This window comes from Rhizobium sp. L51/94, assembly GCF_019355555.1.
In the GTDB taxonomy this organism is placed as follows: domain Bacteria; phylum Pseudomonadota; class Alphaproteobacteria; order Rhizobiales; family Rhizobiaceae; genus Rhizobium; species Rhizobium rhododendri.
Map to the genome: position 1 here is coordinate 607,173 of NZ_CP072142.1, position 23,485 is coordinate 630,657.

Genomic DNA, 23,485 nt, shown 5'->3' on the forward strand with positions numbered 1-23,485 from the left:
ACGGGTCAATTGCTCTGGTGAAATGAACAGAGGTTTGACCCATGTTTTCGGAAAGTGCTCATCATCTTTCGACCAACGTAGTCCGAATGACGCCGGGCGGCCCCTCGACACTCTCCTGCGCCTTCCAGTGGCGGCCCCAGGAAATGCTCGATGCCGGCGATGCCCTGTTCTGGGAGGGTGACAAGGCAAGCCACATTTTCGAGGTGACCGAGGGTCTGTTTCGGGTCTGCAAGATCATTGCCGATGGCCGTCGCATCATCACCGGATTTCTCTTCCCCGGCGACATCATCGGCCTCTCGTTTCGCAATCTCTATCTGTATACGGCAGAGGCCGTGACATCGGCGAGGGTACGCCGCTGCTCGCGGCTCCATTTCCAGCAGGCAATCAACGAGGACGCCGGACTGCAGCCGAAGCTGTTTGCGAAGTTGTGCGAAGAAATGGCGGCAGCGCAGGATCACATGGTTCTGCTCGGTCGGAAATCCGCCGAGGAGCGCCTTTGCAGCTTTTTCCTGATGCTGGCCCGCCGGCACGAGCGCGCTGCAGAGTCCAGAATGACAGTCGACCTGCCCATGAGCCGCCAGGACATAGCCGACTTCCTGGGCCTGACGATCGAGACCGTTTCGCGCAACATCACCAGACTGACGATAGCAGGCGTCATCAGTCCGGTTGGCAGGCACAGCATTGAAGTGAGGTTGAACAGGCTTTCCTTGCTTGCGGGAGATTGCGATGCAGACAATAACAACACACCGGATGACAAGAGACGCCAGTTGGCCAATTGCTGACCGTCGGGATAGAGGCATGATAGACAGTTTCACGGCACATCGCGGTTCCGACGATCTGGGAAAAGGCGAGATCGAGCGCATCCTCGACGGCGCAACCATCATCGTCCACGGACTGGATGGGGTCGTTACCCGCTGGACCGGCGGATGCGAGGAGCTATACGGCTGGAAGCGCGAGGAGGCGCTCGGCCGGCTTGTCCATGAACTGCTGGCGACGGAATTCGCAGTCCCGGCCGACGAGGTGCAACGTGACCTGCTCGCCAACGGCGTGTGGACCGGCGAAGTCAGGCAGAGGCGCAAGGACGGACAGGTGCTTCATGTCGCAAGTCGCTGCGTGATCGCCGTGCGGGAGGGCGACGGCACGCGCGTCATTTTCCAGACTAACAACGACGTTACGGCCCTGCGCCATGCGCAGGGCGAGCTTGCAAGCCGGGAGGTCCATCTCAGCTCCATTCTGGAGACGGTGCCGGAGGCCATGGTGGTCATCGACGACGTCGGGAAGATCACATCTTTCAGCGCCGCTGCCGAGCGCCTTTTCGGCTATGGAGCAGCAGAGATCTGCGGGCGGAACGTTCGCGACCTCATGCCGCAGCCCGATCGCAACGCCCATGACGGATATCTGTCTCACTATATGACCACCGGCGAGCGGCGCATCATCGGCTACGGGCGCGTCGTCACCGGCCAGCGCAAGGACGGAACGATGTTTCCGATGGAGCTCTCCGTTGGCGAGGCCATTTCGAACGGCGAGCGGATTTTTACCGGGTTCATCCGCGACCTGACCAGCCGGCACCGGATTGAGGAAGAATTGCGCCAGGCGCAGAAGATGGAAGCCGTCGGGCAGCTGACAGGCGGCCTTGCCCACGATTTCAACAATCTGCTGACTGTGATCAGCGGCAATCTCGAAATGCTGGAAGCCAAGCTGCACGACGAGGGGCAGCTGTCGCTGTTGCGCGAGGCGCAGTATGCAGCCGAGGACGGCGCGAAGCTCACGGCGCAACTGCTTGCCTTCGGTCGAAGGCAGCCGTTGCATCCAAAGCCCGCCGACATCGGCAAGCTGGTCGGCAGCTTTTCCGACCTCTTGCGAAGGACGCTCGGCGAAACCGTCGAACTGCGCACCGTCGTCTCCGGGTCTTCCAATCTGGCGCGGGTCGATACATCGCAGCTGCAGAATGCGCTTTTGAACCTGACATTGAACGCCCGGGATGCAATGAGCGAAGGCGGGCGGCTGACGATCGAGATCAGTCGCGTCCGGCTGGATGTAGACTACGTCACACGCTATCCCCATGTTCGCACAGGCGATTACGTGCTGATCTCGGTGGCTGACACCGGCGAGGGAATGCCAGAAGATATCCGCAAGCATGCATTCGAGCCGTTTTTCACGACCAAGGCCATGGGTGCGGGGACGGGTCTCGGCCTCAGCATGGTCTATGGTTTCGCCAAGCAGTCGGGCGGGCATGTCGAGCTTGAAAGTATCGAGGGGTCCGGCACCAATGTTCGGATATTCCTTCCCGTCTTGCGCTATGCTCAGCCTCCCGAGATGGCCGTCGCGGCCGAGGTCGGCGATGGCCCGCGCGGCAGCGAACTTATCCTGGTCGCCGAAGACGATCCGCGCGTGCGCCGCATCGTCGTGGCGCGGCTGGAGGAGGCCGGTTACCGGGTTCTGGAGGCTGCAAACGGCCCGGATGCGCTCACCCTGTTCGAAAAGACGCCCGAGATCGCACTGATCCTGACCGATATCGCCATGCCGGGTGGCATGACGGGCGACAAGCTGGCGGAGCGCGCGCGCCTGCTGCGGCCCGACGTCAGGATCCTGTTCACCTCCGGCTATGCGTCGCCGCAAATCGCCGAGGGCGAAATGTCGAACGACGCCAGCTGGCTGAAGAAGCCCTACACGGCACGCGAACTTGCGGTGCGACTGCGGGAATTGCTCGACTGATACCGGCGGGGTGCTGGACGGACGTTGTCGGTGCGAATTGACAAAACGTTGACCCCTTTGCGCTAGCCTGCCCGAAACCACGCTGGAGCCGGACATGTCGATGCGCCTTTACCGTTATGCCGTGATGATCGCGTCGCTTGTGTTTCCGGGCCTCGCTGCCGCTGAGACCCAGTGGACGGCACAGCTCAACCAGTGGTCCGTCGGCTTCGACGTCGGAACGGATGCGCCTTACTGTCGGCTTCTCTGGGACAGTCACCTCGGCAAGACCGTGGAATTCCGCGCTAGCCGCGATACGACGCGCTGGCTCGTCTCCAGGGATGGCTGGTCCATCCCCGCAGGAACTAAGACCACCGTCACCATTGTCGATGGCACCCGACGCATCGTCGCGCCTGCCGCCTTCTTCGATGCCAGGACGCTGCAGGTCTGGACCAAGGATGGCAAGACCAGCGACGGTCCCATCAGGCGGCTGGTCACCGATGCGTTTCAGGGCAGGCCCGACGTGCAGCTGACGTTTTCCGGAAATGAGCCGGACTGGACCGTGCCAATGTCGCGCGTGCAGACGCTTTATCCGGAGTTCGTCCAGTGCATGGGCCGCCTGAGCGGCCAAACCCCTCAGACCGCAGAGACAGCGTCAGCCCAGCCATTCTGACGAGAGACCCGCATGCTGTGCCCGGACCTCAGACTGCAAGACTGAAGCGGCCGGTCGTGTCCCATCGGTGGCGGTCGAAGATCGCTGCCGCGACACGAACGACAGCGCGTCCTGCTGCGGTCATTGCCACAACACCCTCCTGCACAACGACCAGTCCGTCGTCGATCATTGGCTGAAGTGCGGTGAATTCGTCCGCGAAATCCTTTCCGCCAGCGACCTTGCCAAGGTCGACGCGAAAATTGCACATCAGGGATTCGATGATTTTCGCCCGTACCTGGTCATCGGTGTCCATCAGGCAGCCACGGATGCTGGCCAGCTTTTTCTCTCCCACCGTTCGACAATAGCGCGGATTGTCCGCCATGTTCTGGACGTATCCATCCGGAAGCCTCGATATCGCCGAGGCGCCGAAGCCGAGAAGCATCGGGCAGTCGTCATCGGTACAGCCCTGGAAGTTGCGGTGCAGCCGCTGCCCGTGGGACGCGATGGCAAGGCTGTCATCCGGCCTGGCGAAATGGTCGAGCCCGACTGCCTCATAGCCATGCCGCAGGAGTTCCGAGAAGACGGTTGCCGCTTGCTCGATGCGCTCGGCCGAAGTGGGGAGGGCGCTGCCGTCTATCTGGCGCTGGTTGGCCCGGCGGTCCGGCATATGGGCGTAACCATAGCATGCGATGCGATCCGGACGCAGTTCGGCGACTGCCTGACAGGTCTGCGTCAAAGAGGATACCGTCTGCTTTGGGAGGCCGTAGATAAGGTCGAAATTCAGTCGGTCGATTCCAGCGGTCCGCAGATGGGCGACGGCGGACTGCACGGTTTCGATCGGCTGGATGCGCCCGATCGCGGCCTGCACCTGCGGGGCGGTGTCCTGGACACCGAGGCTGGCCCTGTTGATGCCCATCGCACGAAGGTCGGCAGCCAGCGCTTGGTCGACATAGCGTGGGTCGAGTTCGATCGCGTGTTCGCCGGCCTTTTCGAATGTGAAGTGGCTGTGCAGGACGTCCAGCACGGATTTCATGCCGGACGCGCCGAGAATGCTCGGTGTGCCGCCGCCCCAGTGCAACCGGACAACACTGGGTCTGCCGCCGAGATGACCGGCGACCGTCTCGATTTCCGTCTCCAGCGCCTGCCTGTAGGCGTCGATGACATCCTCGCGGCGGGTAAGCTTGGTATGGCAGCCGCAATAGAAACAAAGCTCGCGGCAATAGGGGACGTGCAGGTAGACGGATACTCGTTGACCGGCACCCACGCGCCCGAGCCAGCGGGCGTGGTGATCCGGAGTGACGGCCGCTGAAAATTCCGCAGCCGTCGGATAGGATGTGTAGCGCGGCACGGCAAGGGCTGCATAGCGCCGTACGATATCGTCGCCGCTGCTCATTTTACGTCGCGGTCCCGGTCAGGCTTGACGGGGACGAGCGCGAGCTGACGATCCTCGCGCATCTCGAACCACATTGCATTGAGGATCGCGAAGGAACAGGCCAGCCCGACGCCGAGGATCCAGGTGAAATACCACATATCGTTGTCTCCTTAGTAGGCGTTGGGGTTGCGGCCGAGCGAGGCTGTCGTCACCGTGCCACGCATGACGCGGAAGACGAAGCCCGTGTAGATGAGAATGATCGGCAGGAAGATAATCGTGGCGATCAGCATGATGAACAGCGTCAGGTGGCTCGACGATGCATCCCAGACCGTCAGGCTGGCTGCCGGATGGATGGAGCTTGGCAGCAGGAAGGGAAAAAGCGACAGGCCGGCCGTCGAAATGATGCCGACGATGGCGATTGTCGTGCCCAGCAATGCTGTTTTCAAGGCTCCACCGGAAAGGCAGACGAGTGCCAGCAGGGAGCCGAGGAAGCCAAGGGCGGGGGCCGCAATCATCCAGGGATGAGTGCCGTAGTTGCTGAGCCAGCCGCCCGAGACGAGGACGACCGTCTTCGACAGCGGATTGGAAGGGCCAAGCGCATCCTGGACGCTGGATACGACATAGCCATCCATACCAATGCCAACCCAGAGACCGCCCATAGCAAACAGCACAATGCTTGCCAGCGCAGCCGCACGACCATAGAGGCGCGCCCGCTCTGCAACCTGGCCCTCTGTCCTCAGCGTGATGAGCGCTGCGCCATGGGCAACCAGCATGGAGACACTAAGCAGGCCAGCGAGCAGCGCGAAGGGACGCAGCAGCCCGAAGAAGTTGCCGGTGTAGCTGGCGCGCAGGGTTCCGTCGAGGTCGAAGGGGACGCCGAGCAGGACATTGCCTACGGCCACGCCGAAGATCAGCGCCGGCACAAAGCCGCCGATGAACAGAGCCCAGTCCCAGGTTGCCCGCCATGTCGGATCTTTCATCTTGCCGCGGAACTTGAAGGCGACCGGACGCAGGATGAGTGCCAGAAGAATAGCGATCATGGCGAGATAGAAGCCGGAGAAGGAGACGGCATAGAGGGCCGGCCAGGCGGCGAAGATGGCGCCGCCACCCAGCACCAACCAGACCTGGTTGCCTTCCCAGGTCGGGCCGAGAAGGTTGATGACGACGCGCCGCTCTTCGTCCGTGCGAGCAACGAAGGGGAGCAGGGCGCCGACGCCGAGATCGTTGCCGCCCATGATGGCAAAGCCCATCAACAGGATGCCGAGCAGGGCCCACCAGATCATTCGCAGTATTTCATAGTCGAGGGGAATCGTGTTCATCATCGTTCTCTCTGCGCTTGAGGTTAGGCGGCCGCGCTTTTAGGCATCTGAATTGGTTCGGCGGATCCGTCGAGCATGGCGTAGTCCCCGGGGCCGGCCTTGATGGTCTTCAGCATCAGAATGATCATGACGACCAGAAGGGCGGTATAGAGGACCAGGAAGAAGCCGAGGCTGATCAGCATGTCGATCACGCTGAGACCCGAGGCGGCATAGAATGTCGGCAGCACACCCTCGATAGCCCAGGGCTGACGGCCATATTCCGCCACCAGCCAGCCGGATTCGATGGCGAGCCACGGGACCGGCATGCTCCAGAGCGCTATCCTGAGCAGCGTCCTGTTGTTTCCAAGCTTGTGGAGGCTGCTGAGCACAAAAGCGGTGGCGAAGAACACGATCATGTAGAGGCCGAGCGCCACCATGATGCGGAACGTCCAGAACAGCGTGCCGACGTCGGGGATGGTATCGCGGGCGGCCTGGTCGATCTCATCGGGCGTGGCGTTGACGATGTCCTCGCGGTAGCGTTTGAGCAGCAGGGCATAGCCGAGATCCGGCCAGTTCTTGGCAAAGGCTGCCCGTGCGGCCTGGTCCTTCGGATCCTTGCGGATCGCGTCGAGATCGGCGGACGCCAGCAGGCCGTTGCGGATACGCTCTTTGGCATGGTCGACCAGCGGCAGGATGCCCTGGACTTCGGTATTGAGGCTACGCGTCGTCATGAGCCCCAGCACCCAGGGGATCTTGACCTCGAAGCGGTTGCCGTCCTTGCCGGGTATCGCGAACAGGGTGAGGCCGGCCGGTGCAGGCTCGGTGTGCCACATCGCCTCGATGGCGGCGATCTTCATCTTCTGGTGTTCTGTGGCGACATAGCCGCTTTCGTCACCGAGCACGACGACCGATAAGGCCGAGGCGATGCCGAAGCTGGCGGCGACGGCCATGGAGCGCTTGGCAAGGTCGAGGTGGCGGCCGCGCAGCATGAACCAGGCGCTGACAGCCATGACGAACATGGCCCCCGTGGTATAGCCGGCACTGACGGTATGAACGAATTTTGCCTGTGCCACCGGATTGAACAGCACGGCGGCGAAATCGGACACTTCCATGCGCATCGTGTCTGGATTGAAGGTGGAGCCGACCGGGTTCTGCATCCAGCCGTTGGCGATCAGGATCCACAGGGCCGAGAAATTGGCGCCGAGCGCGACCAGCCAGGTGACGACCAGATGGCCGGCCTTCGGCAGACGGTCCCAGCCGAAGAAGAAGAGGCCGATAAAGGTTGCCTCCAGGAAGAAGGCCATCAGCCCCTCGATGGCAAGCGGCGCACCGAAGACGTCGCCGACATAATGGCTGTAATAGCTCCAGTTCATGCCGAACTGGAACTCCATGACTATGCCTGTCGCGACGCCCATTGCAAAGTTGATGCCGAACAGGGTGCCCCAGAAGAGCGTCATGCGCCGCCAGACTTCACGGCCGGTCATCACGTAGACGCTTTCCATGATCGCCATGAGGAAGGACAGTCCCAGCGTCAGCGGGACAAAGAGAAAATGGTAAAGTGCGGTCGCCGCAAATTGCAGGCGTGCCAAATCCACAACGGTGAAGTCGATCATGCGCGCGTTCCTATCAGTGTGCCGGCCGGATGCCGGGCCTGCAGGTTGCTACGCCCAGCCCCGAGGACACGCATTGATTTATGTCAATGCCTCCCCCCGGCGGCTCGGGCACTGACTGTGACAGTGAAAACGGCATGGCCTTCGCAGGATAGAGAGCCTGCTGCGGCGGTTGAGGGCAGCGATGACGGCAGAACACGGTATCAATCAAAGACAGTGGTTATCCCGGCTTCAGCGGCATGGCGGCAAGGCCATGGTGGTTGCCTGTGCCCTGCCGATGTTATCCGGGATGCTGCTGGTGGGGCAGGCCCTGCTGCTTTCCGAGATCCTCGGTCGGGTCATCGTGTCGCGGCAGTCTGTCACGGAGGTGCTTCCGGCTGTCGGCTTGTTCATCGGCATCTTCATCGCGCGGATCGGGCTGGGGCTCGGCGCCGAGAGCGCCGGTATCGTCGCCGCCGAACGTATCAAGCTGTATCTGCGCCGACTGCTGCATCGCCACATCTTCGATCAGCGGCCGGACTGGATGGCGCTGCGCTCCTCGGGTGCACTCAGTTCCGCAGTCATCGACCAGACGGATGCGCTGGATGGCTATTTCGCCCGATTTGTCCCGGCGATGATCCAGGCGGCTGTGCTGCCCATCGTCTTTGCCATGGCCGTCATGCCGGTCGACTGGATCGTGGCACTGTTGTTCCTGCTGACTGCGCCGCTCATTCCCATCTTCATGGCACTGGTCGGATGGGGCGCGCAGGCAGCCACCGATGCCCAGGCGCAGGCGATGTCCCGCCTGTCCGGCTTCTTCGCCGACCGTTTGCGCGGTATCGTGACGCTCAAACTGTTCGGCCGGGCCGAGAGTGAGACGACGAAGGTGCTGGATGCTAGCCATGACCTGCGGCTGCGGACCTTGCGCGTGCTGCGCATCGCGTTCCTTTCGTCGGCTGTGCTGGAATTCTTTGCGGCGCTCGGCGTCGCAGGCGTCGCCCTCTATGTCGGCCTCAGCTATCTCGGCTTCGTCCATATCAGGGTGTCGCCTTTTACGCTGCAGGCAGGTTTGTTCTGTCTGCTGATGGCGCCCGAGGTCTATCAGCCACTGCGGCTGCTCGCTGCCCACTATCACGACCGGCAATCCGCCGAGGCGGCCATCGTCGAGATCGCCGCGCTGTTTGGCGATCTCCCGGAAAACGGCGTCGAAACATCCAGCCGGCCGGCCTCGATGCCGCTGACGGGAGGGGCGATCGCTGTTGCCGCTTCCCATCTCGGGCTTGCCACCCCGGACGGCGGGCGGCGGCTGCTTGAAAATGCCACCCTGTCCCTTGCTGCCGGCAGCCATGCGGCGCTCCTCGGCGAGAGCGGCATCGGAAAGTCGACGTTACTGGAAGCCATTGTCGGGCTCAGGGCCTTCGAGGGACGCATCTGTCTTGAAGGACATGAGCTACAGTCTATTGACCCCGCCGGGCTGCGCAATGCGGTGGCCTTCCTTGGCCAGCGGCCTATGCTGTTTGCGGGGACAATCGCCGATAACATTCGTTTCGGCGCGCGACTGGCAAGCGAAAGCGATCTTTCCCGCGCGGCAGAACTCGCGGGCGTCCTTGGATTCACCAACGCCCTGCCCGACGGGCTCAATACGGCAATCGGCGCGGGCGGGCGGGGCGTGTCCGGCGGCGAGGCGCAGCGGATCGCTCTGGCAAGGATTTTCCTGCGCGACCCCGGCCTGATTGTTCTCGACGAGCCGACGGCGCATCTCGACCGCGAAACCGAGAGCCGCGTTCTCGATGCGCTGCAGGTCTTTGCACGCGGTCGAACCCTGCTGGTCGCCACCCATTCGCTCGCCGTGGCCGAGCGCTTCTTCCATGTATTCCGCGTCGCCGGCGGCGATATCGTGCCAGTCGTAAAGCCAAGGCCGAAGGTATTGCTCGCGTTCGAGGAGAATGCCGCATGATAGCCCTCATGTCCTTCCTGCCGCTGTTTCGCACCCGGGCACTGCGGTTCGGCCTCGCCTTCGGCCTTGGTGCGCTGACGCTCGTTGCCGGCATGGCACTGCTTGGCGTTTCCGGATGGTTCCTGACTGCGGCTGCCCTGACGACCGCAGCTGCGAGTTTCAACCTGTTCGGGCCGTCGTCGCTGATCCGCGGCTTTTCATTGATCCGCATCGGCGCCCGCTATGGAGAAAAGCTCGTCGGTCACGATGCAACGCTGTGGCTGCTTGCCGATCTCCGGGGTTGGCTGTTTTCGCGGCTGATACCCCGTATGCCGCTCAAGGACACCGGTATCAGCCACGGCGACCTCGTCAGCCGGCTGACGGCCGACATCGATACGCTCGACACGGCGTTTCTGGTGGCCATTGGCCCGATGCTGACGGCGCTGGTGCTCGGGGCGACGATGAGTGCGATCCTCGGCTGGTACATACCCGCGGGGGCAGTGGTCTATGCGGTGACGCTTGCAACTGCGACCCTGGCGGTGCCCGCCGTCCTCGTTGGAGCGACGCTGGCGCAGGGGCGGTCCGTGATCGCGGCATCGGCTGCAGTCCGCAGCGCCGCCCTGCAAAGCATGGACGGGCTGGCGGACTTCATCGTCTTCGACCAGATCGCCATGGCAGAGAAGCAGTTCGACGATGCCGCGAACGCCGTGGGATCGGCGCGGCGGCGTCTCGCGTTACGGGGAAGCATTGCCAGCGCCATGGTCCAGCTTCTGGCCGGCACGGCGCTGGTCGGCGTGCTGTGGTTCGGCATCCAGAGCTTTCAGCGTGGCGATATCGGCGGCCCGCTGCTGGTCGGTCTGCTGCTGGCGACGCTTGCAAGCTTCGAGGCGACCGGTGCAATCGTTCGCAGCGTCTCGCGCCTGAGCTCCTCTATTGCTGCGGCCGAACAGATACGGGCAGTCGCCGACAGCCCGCCTGCGGTGGTTGATCCCGGGCGACCGGTGGCAATGCCGGAAGGCAACGACATCGCCTTCCACGGCGTGCGTTTCGGGCATCATGCCGACAGGACGATCCTGGTGGATGTCAGTTTTAAGGTCGCCACAGGGTCCCGCGTCGTGATCCTCGGTGCCAGCGGCTCCGGCAAGTCGACGTTGATGGCGCTGCTGCTTCGCCTCTTCGATCCGCAGGCTGGCACGATCACACTCGGCGATGTCGATCTTCGTTGGCTGAGGCAGGACGAACTGCATCGGCGCATCGCGCTTCTGACCCAGGATACGCAAGTCTTCATGGGAAGCCTGCGAGACAATCTGCTGATGGGCGATCCCGGCGCAAGCAGCGAGCGTCTCTGGCACATGCTCGACGCGGTCCGCCTCGGCGACGTCGTCCGGCGGCTGCCAGACCAGCTGGATGGCTATGTCGGCGAAAAGGGCTGGACACTGTCCGCCGGACAGGCGCGTCGCCTGTGTCTTGCGCGCGCGCTTCTCTCGAAAGCTCAAATCCTCGTTTTGGACGAACCGACGTCCAATCTCGATCCGGAGACAGAGCGCGCGTTTTTCGAGGATCTCTGCAATCTGGCGACAGGAAAAACGGTCATCCTTGCCACGCACGCAAAGCCGCCGTCGGGCGTCTTCGACCAGTGCTACGTTATGACGGCCGGAAAGCTGGCGGTATCTGGGGCAACCGCCACAGAGGAGCCGCGAGGGCCAAGTGTTGAGAACGTCCCACTCTGGAGCGTTCCGAAGGACTGTTAATGCTGAGTTCACCATGATCGACTGAAGCGCTCTCAGGTCCATAAGAGAGTGAAACATTAGTAATGCATAACACGTTTACATTGTGACGGATCGATAGCACCCGCTATCAGTCCGTTTCAACAGGAAGCGCGCGCTCCTCGACCTAGTCCCGCCAGTGACATCAGTCACGGGCTAAACCAACGAGGATGATAATCATGCAGAATCTCAGAAAGAGCATTTCGCTTGCCGTTCTTCTATCTGCGGCAACTGTGGTATCCGTACAGGCCCAACAGGGCGGCTCCAACCGCGGAGGCCTTGGCCTCGGCGGCGGGGTATCACTCGGCGGAGGTCGTGGACTGGGCGTCGGCGTGGGCGCTTCCGTCGGCGGCATTAATGCCGGCGTCGGTGCGAACGTCGGCGGCTCCACCGGTGTGAATGCCGGTGTCGGCGCAAATGTAGGCGGTTCCAATGGTGTTAATGCCGGAGCCGGAGCATCGATCGGTGGTGCGCAAGGCGTGAACGCGGGAGCAACTGCCTCGATTGGTGGGTCAAGCGGTGTCAATGCTGGTGTCGGTGCGTCGGTTGGAGGCGGCAATGGCGTCAGCGCGGGTGTCGGAGCGTCAATTGGTGGATCCGGCGGCGGCGGCAATGGATCCACTGGCGGCGGCGGCAACGGATCCACCGGCGGCGGCAATGGATCCACCGGCGGCGGCGGCAACGGATCCACCGGCGGTGGCAGCACCGGATCCATCGGCGGCGGCAACACCAGCGGGACTGGTCTTGGATCTGGCAACAATGCAGGTGTAGGCTCGGGTCTGGGCGGTCGGGCGGCAACCCGACGCGCTGCTATCGCGTACCAGGGGATGTCGCCCACTCAGCAGAAGCTCGTCCTCACCCGCTGCAAGACCTTCGGAGCCGGAAATGCCGATCCCGGTCTGGCTGCTCTCTGCAAGCTCCTGAAGCAAATCGCCGCGCGCTAGGTCTCCCGAGATTACCAACCTAAAACACGATGGCGCCCTGTGTGAAAACATGGCGCCATCTTTTTTGCTGGCAGTCGTATCCCGTCACCATCGACCCAGGTGCGGAGGGTTCCGAGCCTTATCCCCGCCCTATGAACGGCATGCTCGAGGCCATGATGGTGATGAACTGGACGTTGGCGTCGAGGCTCATTTTCGCCATATTGAGGACGGTGGCACCCACGGTTGCGACGTCCATGGTGGGTTCGACAGCAATCGTGCCATCCGCCTGTGGCACGCCCTTGGCCATGCGCGTCGTCATATCCGTGGCGGCGTTGCCGATATCGATCTGCGAGGCAACGATGTTGTGGATGCGCCCGTCGAGGCTGATCGATTTGGTGAGGCCGGTCACAGCGTGCTTGGAGGCCGTATAGGGTGCTGAGCCTGGCCGCGGCGTGTGGGCCGAGATCGAGCCGTTGTTGATGATGCGTCCGCCCCGTGGCGTCTGGTCGCGCATCATGCGGTAGGCCCGGTTGGCACAGAGAAACATTCCGTTGATGTTGACGGAAATGACGGCTTGCCATTGCTCGAACGTCACGTCGCCGAAATTCGTCGTGGGCGCACCCACGCCGGCATTGTTGAACAGCACGTCCAGCCGCCCTGCCTTAGCCTCCAGTTCGGCAAAGAGCGCGTCGACCGACGCCGGGTCGGTGACATCTGTCGGAACGATCAACGGTATGCCCGCCATGGCCAGAGAGGCTGTTTCTTCCAGCGGCTCCGCACGGCGACCGGCGAGCGCAACGACGTAGCCATCCCCCAGGAGCGCCAGCGCTACCGCTCTTCCGATCCCTGAACCTGCGCCCGTGACAACTGCAACCCGGCCATCCATCATGCTTTCATCCTGTAAACGATGCGGTATGTGTCATGTTAGCTCAAAGGCCCGCTGGCGCATAATCGTTTGCGGTAAACAGGTGGTGGTGTACCCGGCCTGTGAACATCTTCAGAAGTTCGCCACTGACCTCGCGGCTTTGGTAGCGGACATCCGAGCGAAGTGCGGCATCAACGGCATCCATGTCGGGGTAGCGAACTGCAAGGGCCATTGCATAGACCGGCGCCCCTTCATCGCGATCGAAGCCATCGAGGACGCGAACTTCCTTGGCGCCCGGGAACTGCGTCCAGAGCGGCACCAGTTTTTCTTTCACGAAGGCACGGAATTCGGCCTCCTTGCCGGCATGGATTTCGCCTTCGAACAAAGCATATCGAACGATCATCGACTTTTCCAAATTGGTTGATGTGAGGGCGCGGCTCCGTCTGTGCCCGGAGCGCGGGGCGCAGGCATCGGCCGCGCCCCGCATGGCGACGTTATTTGCCCCAGATTGCCTTGTAGTGATCCCGATAGCCGTTGTCGGGATCGAAGCTGTTCTTCGGGCCTCCGTCGAATTCGACATTGGCTGTCGTGACCACATGCAGCGGCGAAACATAGCCGGACCATGCGACCCCGGCGAAGGCGCGGTTTAGTTCGTCGACCAGTTGCCATCCCTGCAGGGTGAGCGGCTCGGCCACCGTGACTGCCTGGTATTGCTTGGCGCGAATGCGCTGGTAGGCGCTTTCCGAGCCGTCGCCGGCGGCGACATTCACCGGCTTGCCGTCTCCCTCGATGCCGGCCGATGCCAGCGAGGGACCCATGAAGTCGAAATAAAGGTCATTGATCGCCAGCGAATGCGTCCACTTCTCCCCGTATTTCTGCAGCAGCGATGTCGTCAGCTGCGGCATGCGTTGCGAGGTTTCGGCGATCGGCGTATCGACATATTCGAGCACGGTGCCGCCGAGGCTCTCGATTTCCTTCTTCATCCGGTCGGCCTTGGCGATGGCAATCGCATAGGTGCTGTCCGTGAAGATGACGACGCCGGGCTTGCCGCCTGCATCGACGAATGCCCAGTCGGCCGCAGCCTTGGAGACCTCCATGGCGTCGGTGGTGACATTGGCGAACACGCCGACTTCCGGGACGGGACCGACATTCGATGCCGCATGCCAGGAGACCATCGGAATGCCGGCAGCCTTTGCCTGCTCCATCGCCGGCTTCTGCTCGATAGCGTCGAAACCGTCGATGATGATGCCATCCGGCTTCAGCGCCATCGCCTGGCCGAAGGCTGCCGTCCGGCCGCCGATCGAGCCGGCGCCGTCGAGCGCGGTCACTTTCCAGCCGAGCGATCCTGCCGCCTCCTGGACGCCGTTGACGACGCCGAGAATGCCGCCGTTCTTCATGTCGCCGGCAAGGATGACGATCGACTTGCCGGCTGCGCCCTTGGGCCCGGTGGTCGGGCCATCCCATGCACTCGCCTTGGATGCATATTTGTCGACGACCGCTTTCGCATCGGACATAGGGTCGGCAAGCGCCGGCAGGCTGGTCATCAGGGCAAGCGCTGCGACCGTCGCCTGCAACATCGTTCTACGCTTCATGTTCACTCCTCCATTTTGGTTTTGATGTACCGGTGTTGATCCCGGCGTAGTCTACTTGGGCGCGGGCGTGATCCTCCTCACGGCGCCGCGCTTGCGCTGGGCGTAACCGGCTATGCCGATGGCAATAAGCAGGGTGACCCCGTTGAAGAGCGGCTCGATGAAGAAGGAGCCGCCGAATTGCTGGATGCCGGAAATCCCGACCGCCAGGATGATGACGCCGATGAGCGTCCCCCAGACGTTGACGCGTCCGGGCTTGATCGTCGTCGAGCCGAGGAAGGCGCCGACGAGGGCCGGCAGCAGATATTCGAGCCCGACGCTCGCCTGGCCGATGCGCAGCTTCGAGGCCAGAAGTACGCCGGTGAGCGCCGCCAACAGTCCCGACGTCACGAAGGCACCGATCACGAACTTGCGCACCGGAATGCCATTGAGGGCTGCGGCCTTCGGGTTGGCACCGATTGCGTAGAGATATCGCCCGACCGGCAGGTATTCGAGCACGACCCACATGCAGATGGCGATGCCAAGGACGTAAAAGCCAGTGATCGGCAGGCCGAACAGCATCGTTCCGTTCAGTGCATAAAAGCCGTGCGGCAGGACGCCGACAACCTGGCGGCCGCCGGTGTGCCAAAGCGCCAGCGCGTAGAGGACGGTGCCTGTTCCGAGCGTCGCGATAAAGCTGTCGATCTTGGCGACCTCCACCAGCAGTCCGTTCAGGAAGCCCGTGATGGTGCCGAGCGCCAGCACGATGAGGACGGCCACTGGCCAGGGAAGGCCGTAGGCGGTCTGCAGACTGATGGCAAGGATGTGCCAGAGCACGATGCCGTAACCGACGGTCAGGTCTATGCGGCCCGACGCCATCGGGATCATCGCGGCCAGCGACAGCAGCGCGATGATCGCCTTGTCCGACACGATGGAGCGAACGTTGAGAAGTGTCGGGAAAGTCGCCGGCAGCAGCAGCGAGAACAGCAGGATCAGCACGACGGTCAGGATTACCAGTCCGTAGACGGGGATAAGCCGGCCGATCTTCTGGCTGGTCGACAATCCCGCCATTTCGCCCTTAGTCGGCTCCAGCGCGGTTGATTCAATGGATTGCATGGCTTTCCTCCTGAATGTTCATGCGGCTTCGGACGCGGACGCAGCTGTGATGACCGCTTCCGTCGTCAGCGCATTGCCGGCCAGTTCGCTGACGATCCTGCCGCGCGAAAAGACAAGGGCTCTGTGGCAGATGTGGGCGATTTCCTCGAAATCGGTGGAAACGACGACGACGGCAAGCCCGGCATCCAGCGCCTGGGTGATAAGGCGGTAGATATCGGCACGGGCGCCGACATCGACACCAGCGGTCGGATCCTCGGCAACCAGCAACTTACGCCCGGTCGCCAGCCAGCGGGCGACGACGACCTTCTGCTGATTGCCGCCGGATAGAGCTTCGACAGGCAAGTCGGGATCGTTGGGTCGCAGGCCGACGGAACGACCGATGGCCGAGGCAAGATCGGCTTCGCGTCGGGGGGAGAGAAAGGACCGCAATCCCCGGCCGGATGCACCGGGATTGAGGTAGGTGTTTTCGCGCACCGATAACGGCATGGCGACCGATTCCTCCGTCCGGTCGCGGGCGATCAGGCCGATTCCGGATGCCATGGCGCTTCGGGGGCTCGACAGGTCGGGTGTCTGGTCATGCAGCAGCACGCTGCCGGCAAAACCCTCGCAGCCAAACAGCGCGCGGCCGATCAACTCCTGTCCGGCGCCCCGCAATCCCACCAGCCCGAGCAATTCGCCCTCACGGATATCGAAAGAGACCGGGCTGGTGCCGGCGCAGGCGAGGTCGCGGACCTTGACGATCGCCTTGCCGGCGACGGCCGGCTTTTTGGCAAACAGGTCGTGATTGGCGCGGCCGATGATCATCGTTACGAGCTCGTCGGGCGTCGTGTCGGCGACAGCCTTCTGGCCGACCATCTTGCCATCTCGAAGGACGGCGACGCGGTCGGCAATGCGGAAAATCTCGTCCAGCCGGTGCGAGACGTAGATCATCCCGACGCCGCGCTCCTTGAGGGGCCTGATGGCGTCGAACAGCCGCTCGACCTCGTCTGCCGGCAGGCTTGCCGTGGGTTCGTCGAGCACAAGGACGTCGGCTTCGACGGCAAGGGCGCGGGCAATCGCCACGAGGGACTTCTCCGTCCTGCTGAGGGACGAGACCCGGGTCGTCGGATCGAAGTGGCAGCCCACCAGTTTCAGCGCATCCTCGGCGCGCGCCTGCGTCCGCTTCCAGTCGATCACGCCGCGACGCATGGAGAACCCTTGCGCCAGGCCCATGTTCTCGCCGACCGTCATCCACTCGATCAAGCCGAGATCCTGGTGGATGAAGGCGACCGGCTGGCGTTGGTTGGGCCGCGACGGACGGTGATGATAGCTTTCGCCACGAAAGAGGATGTCGCCGGTATCGGGCTTGTAGATGCCGGCGAGCGTCTTGATCAGCGTCGACTTGCCGGCGCCGTTTTCGCCCAGCAGGGCCAGGATCTCGCCTTCGCGCAAATCGAAGGAGACGTCACAGAGCGCTTGGGTTCCGCCAAACGTCTTGGTGATCGTCTGGAACTCCAGTAGTTTTTTCGCTTCCACCGATGCTCCTCCCAAAGCCACGCGTATGCAGAGTTTTATGTTATCGATAACATCGATAGCCGGTCAAGCGAAAATCCGTTCTCGACGGAAAACGTCCTGCGGCGTGGAAATTTACGGTGCGGCGGAGAAGCCGTCGAGCAGGCGGATCATCTCTGCGGAGTCGCGGCTGCCGAGACCGGCGGCACACAGCAGCCGGTGAATCTCCACCACAGCGCCCGTCATCGGAAGGGGTGTTTTCGTCTTCAGTGCGAAGGCCTGCAGCGAATCCAGGTCTTTCAACATATTGTCGATCCGCCCGGTCGGCGAGAAATCCCGCTGGGCAAACTTGCCCATGAATTCCTGCAGAATGCGGCTGTCCGCCCTGCCGCCTGCCAACGCCGCAGGGATTGCCGCCGGATCGACTCCGCCGGCTTCGGCGAGCTTCACAGCCTCCGCGACGGCCTGGAAAAGCACTGCGCAGAAGAGCTGGTTAATGAGCTTCGTTGTCTGGCCGGCTCCTGATCCGCCCATCAGCGTATAGTTGGCAGCCAGATGCTGCATGACGACGCGGGCCCGCTCGAAATCGGTCTCGCTGCCGCCCGCCATGATCGTCAGCCGTCCCGATAGCGCGCCCGGCACCCCCCCGGACAGCGGGCAGTCCACCCAGCCCATGCCTGTCTCATCTCGCAGTCGGGTTGCTATCGAGGTCGTCTCGGCGGGGTCGATGGACGACATGTCGATCACCAGTTTGTCGGCACTGGCGGCAGCAGCCACGCCGTCCTCGCCGAACACGACGGACCGCACGATGTCGGCGTGGTTGAGGCTGAGAATGCAGAATGCGCTCGTCTCGACGGCGGCCCGGACAGACTTTGCGGGAGTTGCGCCCTTGTCTGCGAGGGCCGCGACTTTATCAGGATTGAGATCGAAAGCAGATGTCGCATGGCCCGTCTCGAGCAGGCGGGTGGCGATCGCCGTTCCCATGATGCCGGCGCCGATCACTGCAACGCTTGCCCTGTCACTATCCATCATGTCCTCCTTTGCAATCCAACGTCGTTGCCTCTACAGGCGATACCTCACCTCAAAGGCAAGTGGTGATGCCGCCATCGACATAGAGCGTGTGGCCGTTGACGAAGGAAGAGCTTTTGCCGGACAGGAACACGGCAGCGCCGATCAGTTCCTCGACATCGCCCCAGCGTCCGGCCGGCGTGCGCTTTTCGAGCCACGATGTGAACTCCGGATTGTCGACCAGCGCCTGGTTCAGCGGTGTCTTGAAGTAGCCGGGGGCAATGGCGTTGATCTGCAGGCCGTGCTTTGCCCAGTCGGCGCACATCCCTCTCGTCAGGTTGCGCACGGCGCCCTTGGTTGCGGTGTAGGGCGCGATACCGGGCCTTGCCAGCTCGCTCTGGACCGAAGCGATGTTGATGATCTTGCCCTCTTTGCGCGCGATCATGCCCTTGGCGACCGCCTGGCCCACGTAGAAGACGCTGGAAATGTTTGTTGCCAGCAAAAGCTCCCACTTGTCGGCCGGAAACTCTTCCAGTGGCGAGCGAAACTGCATCCCGGCGTTGTTGATGAGGATGTCGATGGCGCCGATGCCAGCCTCGATTTCCGCAACGCCCTGATCCGTCGCATCCTTTTTGGTGACGTCGAAGACGGATGCATGGGCAACAAAGCCCTTTGCCCTCAGAGTTTCGACGGCGGCAGCCACTGCCGATGAAGTCCGGCCGTTGATCACCACCTCCGCGCCATAGCTCGCGAGGCCCTCGGCCAGGGCGTATCCGATGCCTTGGCTGGACCCGGTAATCAGCGCGCGCCGGCCGGTCAGATCGAACAGGTTCCTCATCTCGTCTCCTTCAATTCTTGCGGTCATCTGGAAATGTTTAGCATCGACAGGGCAGAAATCATCCCTTGACATGACCAACCGAACTATATGTTATCGATAACATAATCAATCGACAATTCACGGGAGACAAGACATGCCGAAGGCAGATATCCTGATGACCGGCGTGTATCCGGATTGGGACATGACGGCGCTGGAGGAAAATTATGTCGTCCATCGGCTGTGGGAGGCCGAAGACAGGCAGGCCCTGCTGAAGGCTGTCGGCAAGGACATTCGTGCCATCGCCACCAAGGGCGAGCTTGGCGCCTCCGCCGAACTCATGGCGGCGTTGCCGAACCTCGAGATCGTGTCGTGCTACGGCGTCGGCACCGACGCCATCGATCTTTCCTATGCCCGCGACCGCGGCATTCGCGTCACCAATACGCCCGATGTTCTCACCGATGACGTCGCCGATATTGCCATTGGATTGCTGCTGGCCGCAGCCAGGCGCATCGCGCAAGCAGATGTGTTCGTGCGCGCCGGAGACTGGCGCAACGGCGCGATGCCTTTGGTGACGCGGGTGTCGGGCAAGAAGCTCGGTCTCGTCGGCATGGGGCGCATCGGCCAGGCCATCGCCCGGCGCGGCGCGGCCTTCGGCTGCGATATCGCATACTTTTCCCGTAACCAGCGCCCGGACGTTGCCTTCGCGTTCGAACCGGACCTGATCGCGCTGGCGAAATGGGCCGATTTCCTGGTGGTCATCGTTCCCGGTGGGGAGGCTACCCGAAATCTGGTCGATGGCGCGGTGCTGGCAGCCCTCGGAGCTCAAGGGATACTTGTTAATGTCTCAAGGGGTTCCACCGTCGATGAGGCGGCCTTGATTGCTGCCTTGCAGGAAAAAACCATCCAGGCCGCGGGCCTCGATGTGTTCTGGAACGAGCCCAACATCGACGCGCGTTTCATGACGCTCGACAATATCGTCCTGCATCCGCATCATGGGTCCGGGACGGTGGAAACGCGGCAGGCGATGGGCCAACTCGTTCGCGACAATCTCGCGGCGCATTTCTCCGGCGCAACACTGCTCACCCCGGTTGTTTGAGGCCTACTCCATTGTTTGAGGTAAGACGATGAAAGCACTTGTCATTCACGCCGCCAAGGATCTTCGGATCGAGGAAGTACAGGCGGGATTGCCGGGGCCGGGACAGGTGGGCATTGCCATTCAGGCCGGCGGCATCTGTGGTTCCGACCTGCACTATTACAATCACGGTGGCTTCGGCACCGTGCGGCTGCGCGAACCGATGATCCTCGGGCATGAGATTGCCGGCACCATCAACGCCATCGGCGAAGGAGTGACTGGCCTCTCTGTCGGCGACCGCGTCGCCGTTTCGCCCAGCAGACCTTGCAATCATTGCCGGTATTGCCTCAAGGGGCAGCAGAACCAATGCCTCAACATGCAGTTCTACGGCAGCGCGATGCCGATGCCGCATATCCAGGGCGGCTTTCGCCAGCAACTGGTGGCGGAAGGCTGGCAGTGCCACAAGGTCAAGGACGACGTTTCCATTGAGGAAGCGGCCTTCGCCGAACCGTTCGCGGTCGTCCTGCATGCGGTCAACCGCGCAGGCTCGCTGCTCGGCAAGCGGGTGCTGGTGACCGGCTGCGGACCGATCGGCGCGCTCGCAATCATTGCGGCACGGGCACACGGCGCCCGCGAAATCGTCGTCACCGATGTCGTCGACAATGTTCTCAATCTGGCGCGGACCATCGGTGCTGACCGGACGATCAATGTCGCTTCCAACCCGCAAGATCTGTCCGCCTATGGTGCCGACAAGGGTTATTTCGATGTGATGTTCGAAGCGTCCGGCAATGAACGGGCGGTCAGGGCGGGGCTGGAGGCGTTGGCGCCGCGCGCCGTGCTGGTTCAGCTCGGCCTCGGCGGCGACATCTCGCTGCCACAGAACATGATCGTCGCCAAGGAAATCGAGATACGCGGGACCTTCCGGTTCCACGAGGAGTTCGCTCTGGCGGTCGATCTGATCAACAGCGGGCGCGTCGATCTGAAGCCGCTGCTGACGGCGGTTTTCCCGATCGAGGATGCGGTGGCAGCCTTCGAGGCGGCGAACGATCGAAGCAAGGCCATGAAGGTGCAGATCGCCTTCTAGATTTGCCTCAGGCGCTTTCGCGCAACACGACGCGGCAGCTGGTGAGAGTGATCTCGTCGCCCTTCGGCTCTCCGCCCTGGATGGCTTCGAGCAGCTTTGCCGCCGCCTGGCTGCCGATGCCATAGCAATCGGCATTGATCGTTGTGATGCGCGGGTGGCAGATCGACGAGATCTCGTAGTCACCGAAGCCGGCGATGGCAATGTCTTCCGGTACGCGCATGCCGCGGCGCTGGCATTCCATCATCGCACCGAAGGCCGACAGGTCGGAAACGCACAGTACGACTTCCGTGTCGGGCCAGCTTTCGAGCATGCTGACGATGGCCTGCGCGCCCTGCTGCATGGTGATCGGCGGGACGCCGAAGGAGATGACGCGGCCAGGTCCTAGCCCGAGTTCCTCGACCGTCTTCAGGAATCCGCTGCGCCGCTGGCTGCCGCGCGTGTCGCGCGCCGTGGTGCCGCCGATATAGCCGAACTTGCGGTAACCCTTGTCGGCGAGCGCGCGCACAAGCATCGACATGGCCTCGCCATTCGAGAAACCGACGACATGGCCGAGCGGCTTCTCCGGGATTTCCCAGGTCTCGACAACCGGGATATTGGCATTTTCCAGCATGCGCCTCGCGCGCATCGTGTGCGATCCACCGGTCAGGATGATGCCTTCCGGGCGCCGGCGCAGCATCGCCTCGATAAGCTTTTCTTCCTTGTCCGCCGCGTAGTCGGTGTAGCCGAGAAGCAGCTGCAGGCCGGTATTTTCGAGCGCGTCGGTGATGCCCCGCGCGGTGTCGGAAAAGTTGGAATTGTTGATCGATGGCACCAGCGCCGCAATGAAGCCGGTGCGCCGGGACGACAGGCTGCCGGCCGACTGGTCAAGCACGTAGCCGAGTGCATCGACGGCATCCATGATCCGCTTGCGCGTTTCCTCGGAGACGCTGGCATCCTGCCGAAAAGCCCGCGAGACTGTCATCGCGGATACGCCGACATATTTGGCGACCTCGGCCATCGTCAGCTTCTGGATGTCTCGCGGCGCGCCGTTCGGCCTGCCCCCGGCTGGTTTTTTCACTGTGTCCCCATACGTATCGGTTGCCCCAAACACCGCGCGGCTTCGAGCAAGGTTCACCAATAAAGTTATCGCTACCATCGCACAATCGCAAAGTTGCGCACTCTCGCGCTGCGCGCATTGCCAAAAGGGCTATCTCTGAGGGTCGTGTGTTATCTGTCTCAAACTAATTTGACGCCAACAACGTCAGGGTCTTGGCTGAACGGGAGAAAATGATATCGATAACCGAAATGCAGATGGAGGTGACGATGTTTGGTGAAATCGAAGGCAGCGGCTTTGAAGTTATCGATCCTCGTTTCGAGGCCTGCTTTGTCGGCCATGCGCGGGTTGAGCGGCTCTGGACAGGAGGCCGCTGGTTGGAGGGGCCTGCCTGGTTTGCCCCCGGACGTTACCTGGTGTTCTCCGACATTCCGAACAATCGGATGATGCGCTACGATGAAGCCAGCGGTCAGACCTCCGTATTTCGGTCGCCATCGAACAATTCCAACGGCAATACCGTCGACAACGAAGGTCGGCTCGTGACCTGCGAGCATCTGACGCGACGGGTCACCCGGACGGATTTCGACGGCAAGATTACTGTCATCGCCGATCAGGTCGACGGCAAGCGTCTGAATTCTCCGAACGATGTGACCGTGAAGTCGGATGGCACGATCTGGTTCACCGATCCGACCTACGGCATCCTGACCGATTACGAAGGTGATTATGGCGAGGAGGAGATCGGCGGTTGCCACGTCTATTGCCATGATCCGCAGACCGGAACGCGTCGTGTCGCCGCCGATTTCGTCAAGCCGAACGGGCTGGCATTCTCGCCGGACGAATCCATTCTCTACGTTTCCGACACCGGCGTTTCGCATCTCAGCGGCGGACCGCGTCATATCCGTAAACTTGCCGTATCCGCCGATGGCAAGCTCGAAAATATCGGCGTCTTTGCAGAGTGCACGTCAGGTCTGTTCGACGGCTTCAGGGTCGATCGCAGGGGCCGTATCTGGGCCAGTGCGAGTGACGGCGTTCACGTCTACGATTCCGACGGCAACCTGATCGGCAAGGTCCGGATCCCCGAAGGCGTGTCCAACCTCACCTTCGGCGGTCCGAAAGGCAATCGGCTGTTCATCACCGGAACAACATCGCTATACGCGGTCTACGTGACGGCGAACGGAGTGAAACTGGGCTGACGCAAGGCCTG

21 protein-coding genes are annotated in these 23,485 nt (G+C 62.3%); 9 read left to right on the plus strand and 12 right to left on the minus strand.

Annotated features, from left to right (window positions below; genetic code table 11):
* The first annotated feature begins 41 nt into the window (after positions 1–41).
* From J5274_RS20775 to J5274_RS20785, 3 genes are all read left to right on the plus strand, one after another.
* Positions 42–782, plus strand: coding sequence for a helix-turn-helix domain-containing protein (locus J5274_RS20775; protein ID WP_224128394.1), 741 nt, complete (start codon positions 42–44; stop codon positions 780–782).
* 16 nt (positions 783–798) lie between these two features.
* Entirely contained in the window at positions 799–2,715 is a 1,917-nt protein-coding gene (locus tag J5274_RS20780) for a PAS domain-containing sensor histidine kinase (RefSeq protein ID WP_219275626.1), read from the plus strand.
* 94 nt (positions 2,716–2,809) lie between these two features.
* Complete coding sequence (locus tag J5274_RS20785) at positions 2,810–3,364, plus strand: hypothetical protein (RefSeq protein WP_142830952.1); 555 nt, start codon at positions 2,810–2,812, stop codon at positions 3,362–3,364.
* Between the two features lie 28 nt (positions 3,365–3,392).
* Here the strand turns inward: J5274_RS20785 and hemN are convergent, their stop codons facing one another.
* From hemN to J5274_RS20805, 4 genes are read right to left on the minus strand one after another with little or no spacing between them, the layout of a single operon-like run.
* On the minus strand, positions 3,393–4,736 hold the full coding sequence (gene hemN / locus J5274_RS20790; RefSeq protein WP_219275627.1) for an oxygen-independent coproporphyrinogen III oxidase: 1,344 nt from the start codon (positions 4,734–4,736) through the stop codon (positions 3,393–3,395).
* Positions 4,733–4,873, minus strand: a complete 141-nt coding sequence (gene cydX / locus J5274_RS20795) for a cytochrome bd-I oxidase subunit CydX (protein ID WP_143123119.1) — start codon at positions 4,871–4,873, stop codon at positions 4,733–4,735. Before cydX ends, hemN begins: the two co-directional genes overlap by 4 nt.
* A 12-nt stretch (positions 4,874–4,885) precedes the next feature.
* Positions 4,886–6,034, minus strand: coding sequence for a cytochrome d ubiquinol oxidase subunit II (gene cydB, locus J5274_RS20800; protein ID WP_142830955.1), 1,149 nt, complete (start codon positions 6,032–6,034; stop codon positions 4,886–4,888).
* Positions 6,035–6,057: 23 nt separating this feature from the next.
* Positions 6,058–7,623 (minus strand): cytochrome ubiquinol oxidase subunit I, encoded by a 1,566-nt coding sequence (locus J5274_RS20805; protein ID WP_202617192.1) that lies wholly within the window; start codon positions 7,621–7,623, stop codon positions 6,058–6,060.
* Positions 7,624–7,807: 184 nt separating this feature from the next.
* Between J5274_RS20805 and cydD the strand changes: the two genes are divergently transcribed.
* The 3 genes from cydD to J5274_RS20820 all read left to right on the plus strand — a co-directional run bounded on the left by cydD (position 7,808) and on the right by J5274_RS20820 (position 12,248).
* On the plus strand, positions 7,808–9,559 hold the full coding sequence (cydD, locus tag J5274_RS20810; RefSeq protein WP_219275628.1) for a thiol reductant ABC exporter subunit CydD: 1,752 nt from the start codon (positions 7,808–7,810) through the stop codon (positions 9,557–9,559).
* Positions 9,556–11,289: a thiol reductant ABC exporter subunit CydC gene (gene cydC / locus J5274_RS20815; RefSeq protein ID WP_219275629.1), complete on the plus strand. Its 1,734-nt coding sequence runs from the start codon at positions 9,556–9,558 to the stop codon at positions 11,287–11,289. The genes cydD and cydC overlap by 4 nt, the downstream gene beginning before the upstream one ends.
* A 194-nt stretch (positions 11,290–11,483) precedes the next feature.
* Positions 11,484–12,248 carry a hypothetical protein gene (locus J5274_RS20820; protein ID WP_153816487.1) on the plus strand — a complete coding sequence of 255 codons (765 nt, stop codon included), beginning with the start codon at positions 11,484–11,486 and terminating at the stop codon, positions 12,246–12,248.
* Positions 12,249–12,366: 118 nt separating this feature from the next.
* On the opposite strand, the gene J5274_RS20825 is transcribed toward J5274_RS20820, so the two are convergent.
* The 7 genes from J5274_RS20825 to J5274_RS20855 all read right to left on the minus strand — a co-directional run bounded on the left by J5274_RS20825 (position 12,367) and on the right by J5274_RS20855 (position 19,113).
* A complete protein-coding gene (locus J5274_RS20825) occupies positions 12,367–13,113 on the minus strand; it encodes an SDR family oxidoreductase (protein ID WP_143123181.1) in 747 nt (248 codons plus the stop codon).
* 43 nt (positions 13,114–13,156) lie between these two features.
* Complete coding sequence (locus J5274_RS20830; RefSeq protein ID WP_143123115.1) at positions 13,157–13,495, minus strand: hypothetical protein; 339 nt, start codon at positions 13,493–13,495, stop codon at positions 13,157–13,159.
* A gap of 91 nt (positions 13,496–13,586) precedes the next feature.
* Positions 13,587–14,684, minus strand: coding sequence for a substrate-binding domain-containing protein (locus tag J5274_RS20835; protein WP_142830960.1), 1,098 nt, complete (start codon positions 14,682–14,684; stop codon positions 13,587–13,589).
* Positions 14,685–14,735: 51 nt separating this feature from the next.
* Positions 14,736–15,776, minus strand: a complete 1,041-nt coding sequence (locus J5274_RS20840) for an ABC transporter permease (protein ID WP_142830961.1) — start codon at positions 15,774–15,776, stop codon at positions 14,736–14,738.
* Between the two features lie 18 nt (positions 15,777–15,794).
* A complete protein-coding gene (locus J5274_RS20845) occupies positions 15,795–17,291 on the minus strand; it encodes a sugar ABC transporter ATP-binding protein (RefSeq protein WP_142830962.1) in 1,497 nt (498 codons plus the stop codon).
* A gap of 111 nt (positions 17,292–17,402) precedes the next feature.
* Positions 17,403–18,299: an NAD(P)-dependent oxidoreductase gene (locus J5274_RS20850; protein WP_142830963.1), complete on the minus strand. Its 897-nt coding sequence runs from the start codon at positions 18,297–18,299 to the stop codon at positions 17,403–17,405.
* Positions 18,300–18,348: 49 nt separating this feature from the next.
* Complete coding sequence (locus J5274_RS20855; RefSeq protein WP_142830964.1) at positions 18,349–19,113, minus strand: SDR family oxidoreductase; 765 nt, start codon at positions 19,111–19,113, stop codon at positions 18,349–18,351.
* Positions 19,114–19,246: 133 nt separating this feature from the next.
* Here J5274_RS20855 and J5274_RS20860 point away from each other — a divergent pair, with 133 nt between their 5' ends.
* Together J5274_RS20860 and J5274_RS20865 are read left to right on the plus strand one after the other, a co-directional pair.
* The gene (locus tag J5274_RS20860; protein WP_142830965.1) at positions 19,247–20,188 is read left to right on the plus strand and encodes a 2-hydroxyacid dehydrogenase; all 942 of its coding nucleotides are present in this window, start codon (positions 19,247–19,249) and stop codon (positions 20,186–20,188) included.
* 28 nt (positions 20,189–20,216) lie between these two features.
* Entirely contained in the window at positions 20,217–21,248 is a 1,032-nt protein-coding gene (locus J5274_RS20865) for an L-idonate 5-dehydrogenase (RefSeq protein WP_143123112.1), read from the plus strand.
* Between the two features lie 7 nt (positions 21,249–21,255).
* Here J5274_RS20865 and J5274_RS20870 read toward each other — a convergent pair whose 3' ends face one another.
* Positions 21,256–22,245, minus strand: coding sequence for a LacI family DNA-binding transcriptional regulator (locus J5274_RS20870; RefSeq protein WP_142831010.1), 990 nt, complete (start codon positions 22,243–22,245; stop codon positions 21,256–21,258).
* A gap of 305 nt (positions 22,246–22,550) precedes the next feature.
* Between J5274_RS20870 and J5274_RS20875 the strand changes: the two genes are divergently transcribed.
* Positions 22,551–23,474: an SMP-30/gluconolactonase/LRE family protein gene (locus tag J5274_RS20875; RefSeq protein ID WP_143123180.1), complete on the plus strand. Its 924-nt coding sequence runs from the start codon at positions 22,551–22,553 to the stop codon at positions 23,472–23,474.
* The last annotated feature ends 11 nt before the right edge of the window (positions 23,475–23,485 follow it).

What these genes read in the sequence shown, in the direction of transcription:
- J5274_RS20775 (WP_224128394.1), top strand. Translation starts at nt 42, where the DNA reads ATGTTTTCGGAAAGTGCTCATCATCTTTCGACCAACGTAGTCCGAATG.
- J5274_RS20780 (WP_219275626.1), top strand. Translation starts at nt 799, where the DNA reads ATGATAGACAGTTTCACGGCACATCGCGGTTCCGACGATCTGGGAAAA.
- J5274_RS20785 (WP_142830952.1), top strand. Translation starts at nt 2,810, where the DNA reads ATGTCGATGCGCCTTTACCGTTATGCCGTGATGATCGCGTCGCTTGTG.
- hemN (WP_219275627.1), bottom strand. Translation starts at nt 4,736, where the DNA reads ATGAGCAGCGGCGACGATATCGTACGGCGCTATGCAGCCCTTGCCGTG.
- cydX (WP_143123119.1), bottom strand. Translation starts at nt 4,873, where the DNA reads ATGTGGTATTTCACCTGGATCCTCGGCGTCGGGCTGGCCTGTTCCTTC.
- cydB (WP_142830955.1), bottom strand. Translation starts at nt 6,034, where the DNA reads ATGAACACGATTCCCCTCGACTATGAAATACTGCGAATGATCTGGTGG.
- cydD (WP_219275628.1), top strand. Translation starts at nt 7,808, where the DNA reads ATGACGGCAGAACACGGTATCAATCAAAGACAGTGGTTATCCCGGCTT.
- cydC (WP_219275629.1), top strand. Translation starts at nt 9,556, where the DNA reads ATGATAGCCCTCATGTCCTTCCTGCCGCTGTTTCGCACCCGGGCACTG.
- J5274_RS20820 (WP_153816487.1), top strand. Translation starts at nt 11,484, where the DNA reads ATGCAGAATCTCAGAAAGAGCATTTCGCTTGCCGTTCTTCTATCTGCG.
- J5274_RS20825 (WP_143123181.1), bottom strand. Translation starts at nt 13,113, where the DNA reads ATGGATGGCCGGGTTGCAGTTGTCACGGGCGCAGGTTCAGGGATCGGA.
- J5274_RS20830 (WP_143123115.1), bottom strand. Translation starts at nt 13,495, where the DNA reads ATGATCGTTCGATATGCTTTGTTCGAAGGCGAAATCCATGCCGGCAAG.
- J5274_RS20835 (WP_142830960.1), bottom strand. Translation starts at nt 14,684, where the DNA reads ATGAAGCGTAGAACGATGTTGCAGGCGACGGTCGCAGCGCTTGCCCTG.
- J5274_RS20840 (WP_142830961.1), bottom strand. Translation starts at nt 15,776, where the DNA reads ATGCAATCCATTGAATCAACCGCGCTGGAGCCGACTAAGGGCGAAATG.
- J5274_RS20850 (WP_142830963.1), bottom strand. Translation starts at nt 18,299, where the DNA reads ATGATGGATAGTGACAGGGCAAGCGTTGCAGTGATCGGCGCCGGCATC.
- J5274_RS20855 (WP_142830964.1), bottom strand. Translation starts at nt 19,113, where the DNA reads ATGAGGAACCTGTTCGATCTGACCGGCCGGCGCGCGCTGATTACCGGG.
- J5274_RS20860 (WP_142830965.1), top strand. Translation starts at nt 19,247, where the DNA reads ATGCCGAAGGCAGATATCCTGATGACCGGCGTGTATCCGGATTGGGAC.
- J5274_RS20865 (WP_143123112.1), top strand. Translation starts at nt 20,217, where the DNA reads ATGAAAGCACTTGTCATTCACGCCGCCAAGGATCTTCGGATCGAGGAA.
- J5274_RS20870 (WP_142831010.1), bottom strand. Translation starts at nt 22,245, where the DNA reads ATGGCCGAGGTCGCCAAATATGTCGGCGTATCCGCGATGACAGTCTCG.
- J5274_RS20875 (WP_143123180.1), top strand. Translation starts at nt 22,551, where the DNA reads ATGTTTGGTGAAATCGAAGGCAGCGGCTTTGAAGTTATCGATCCTCGT.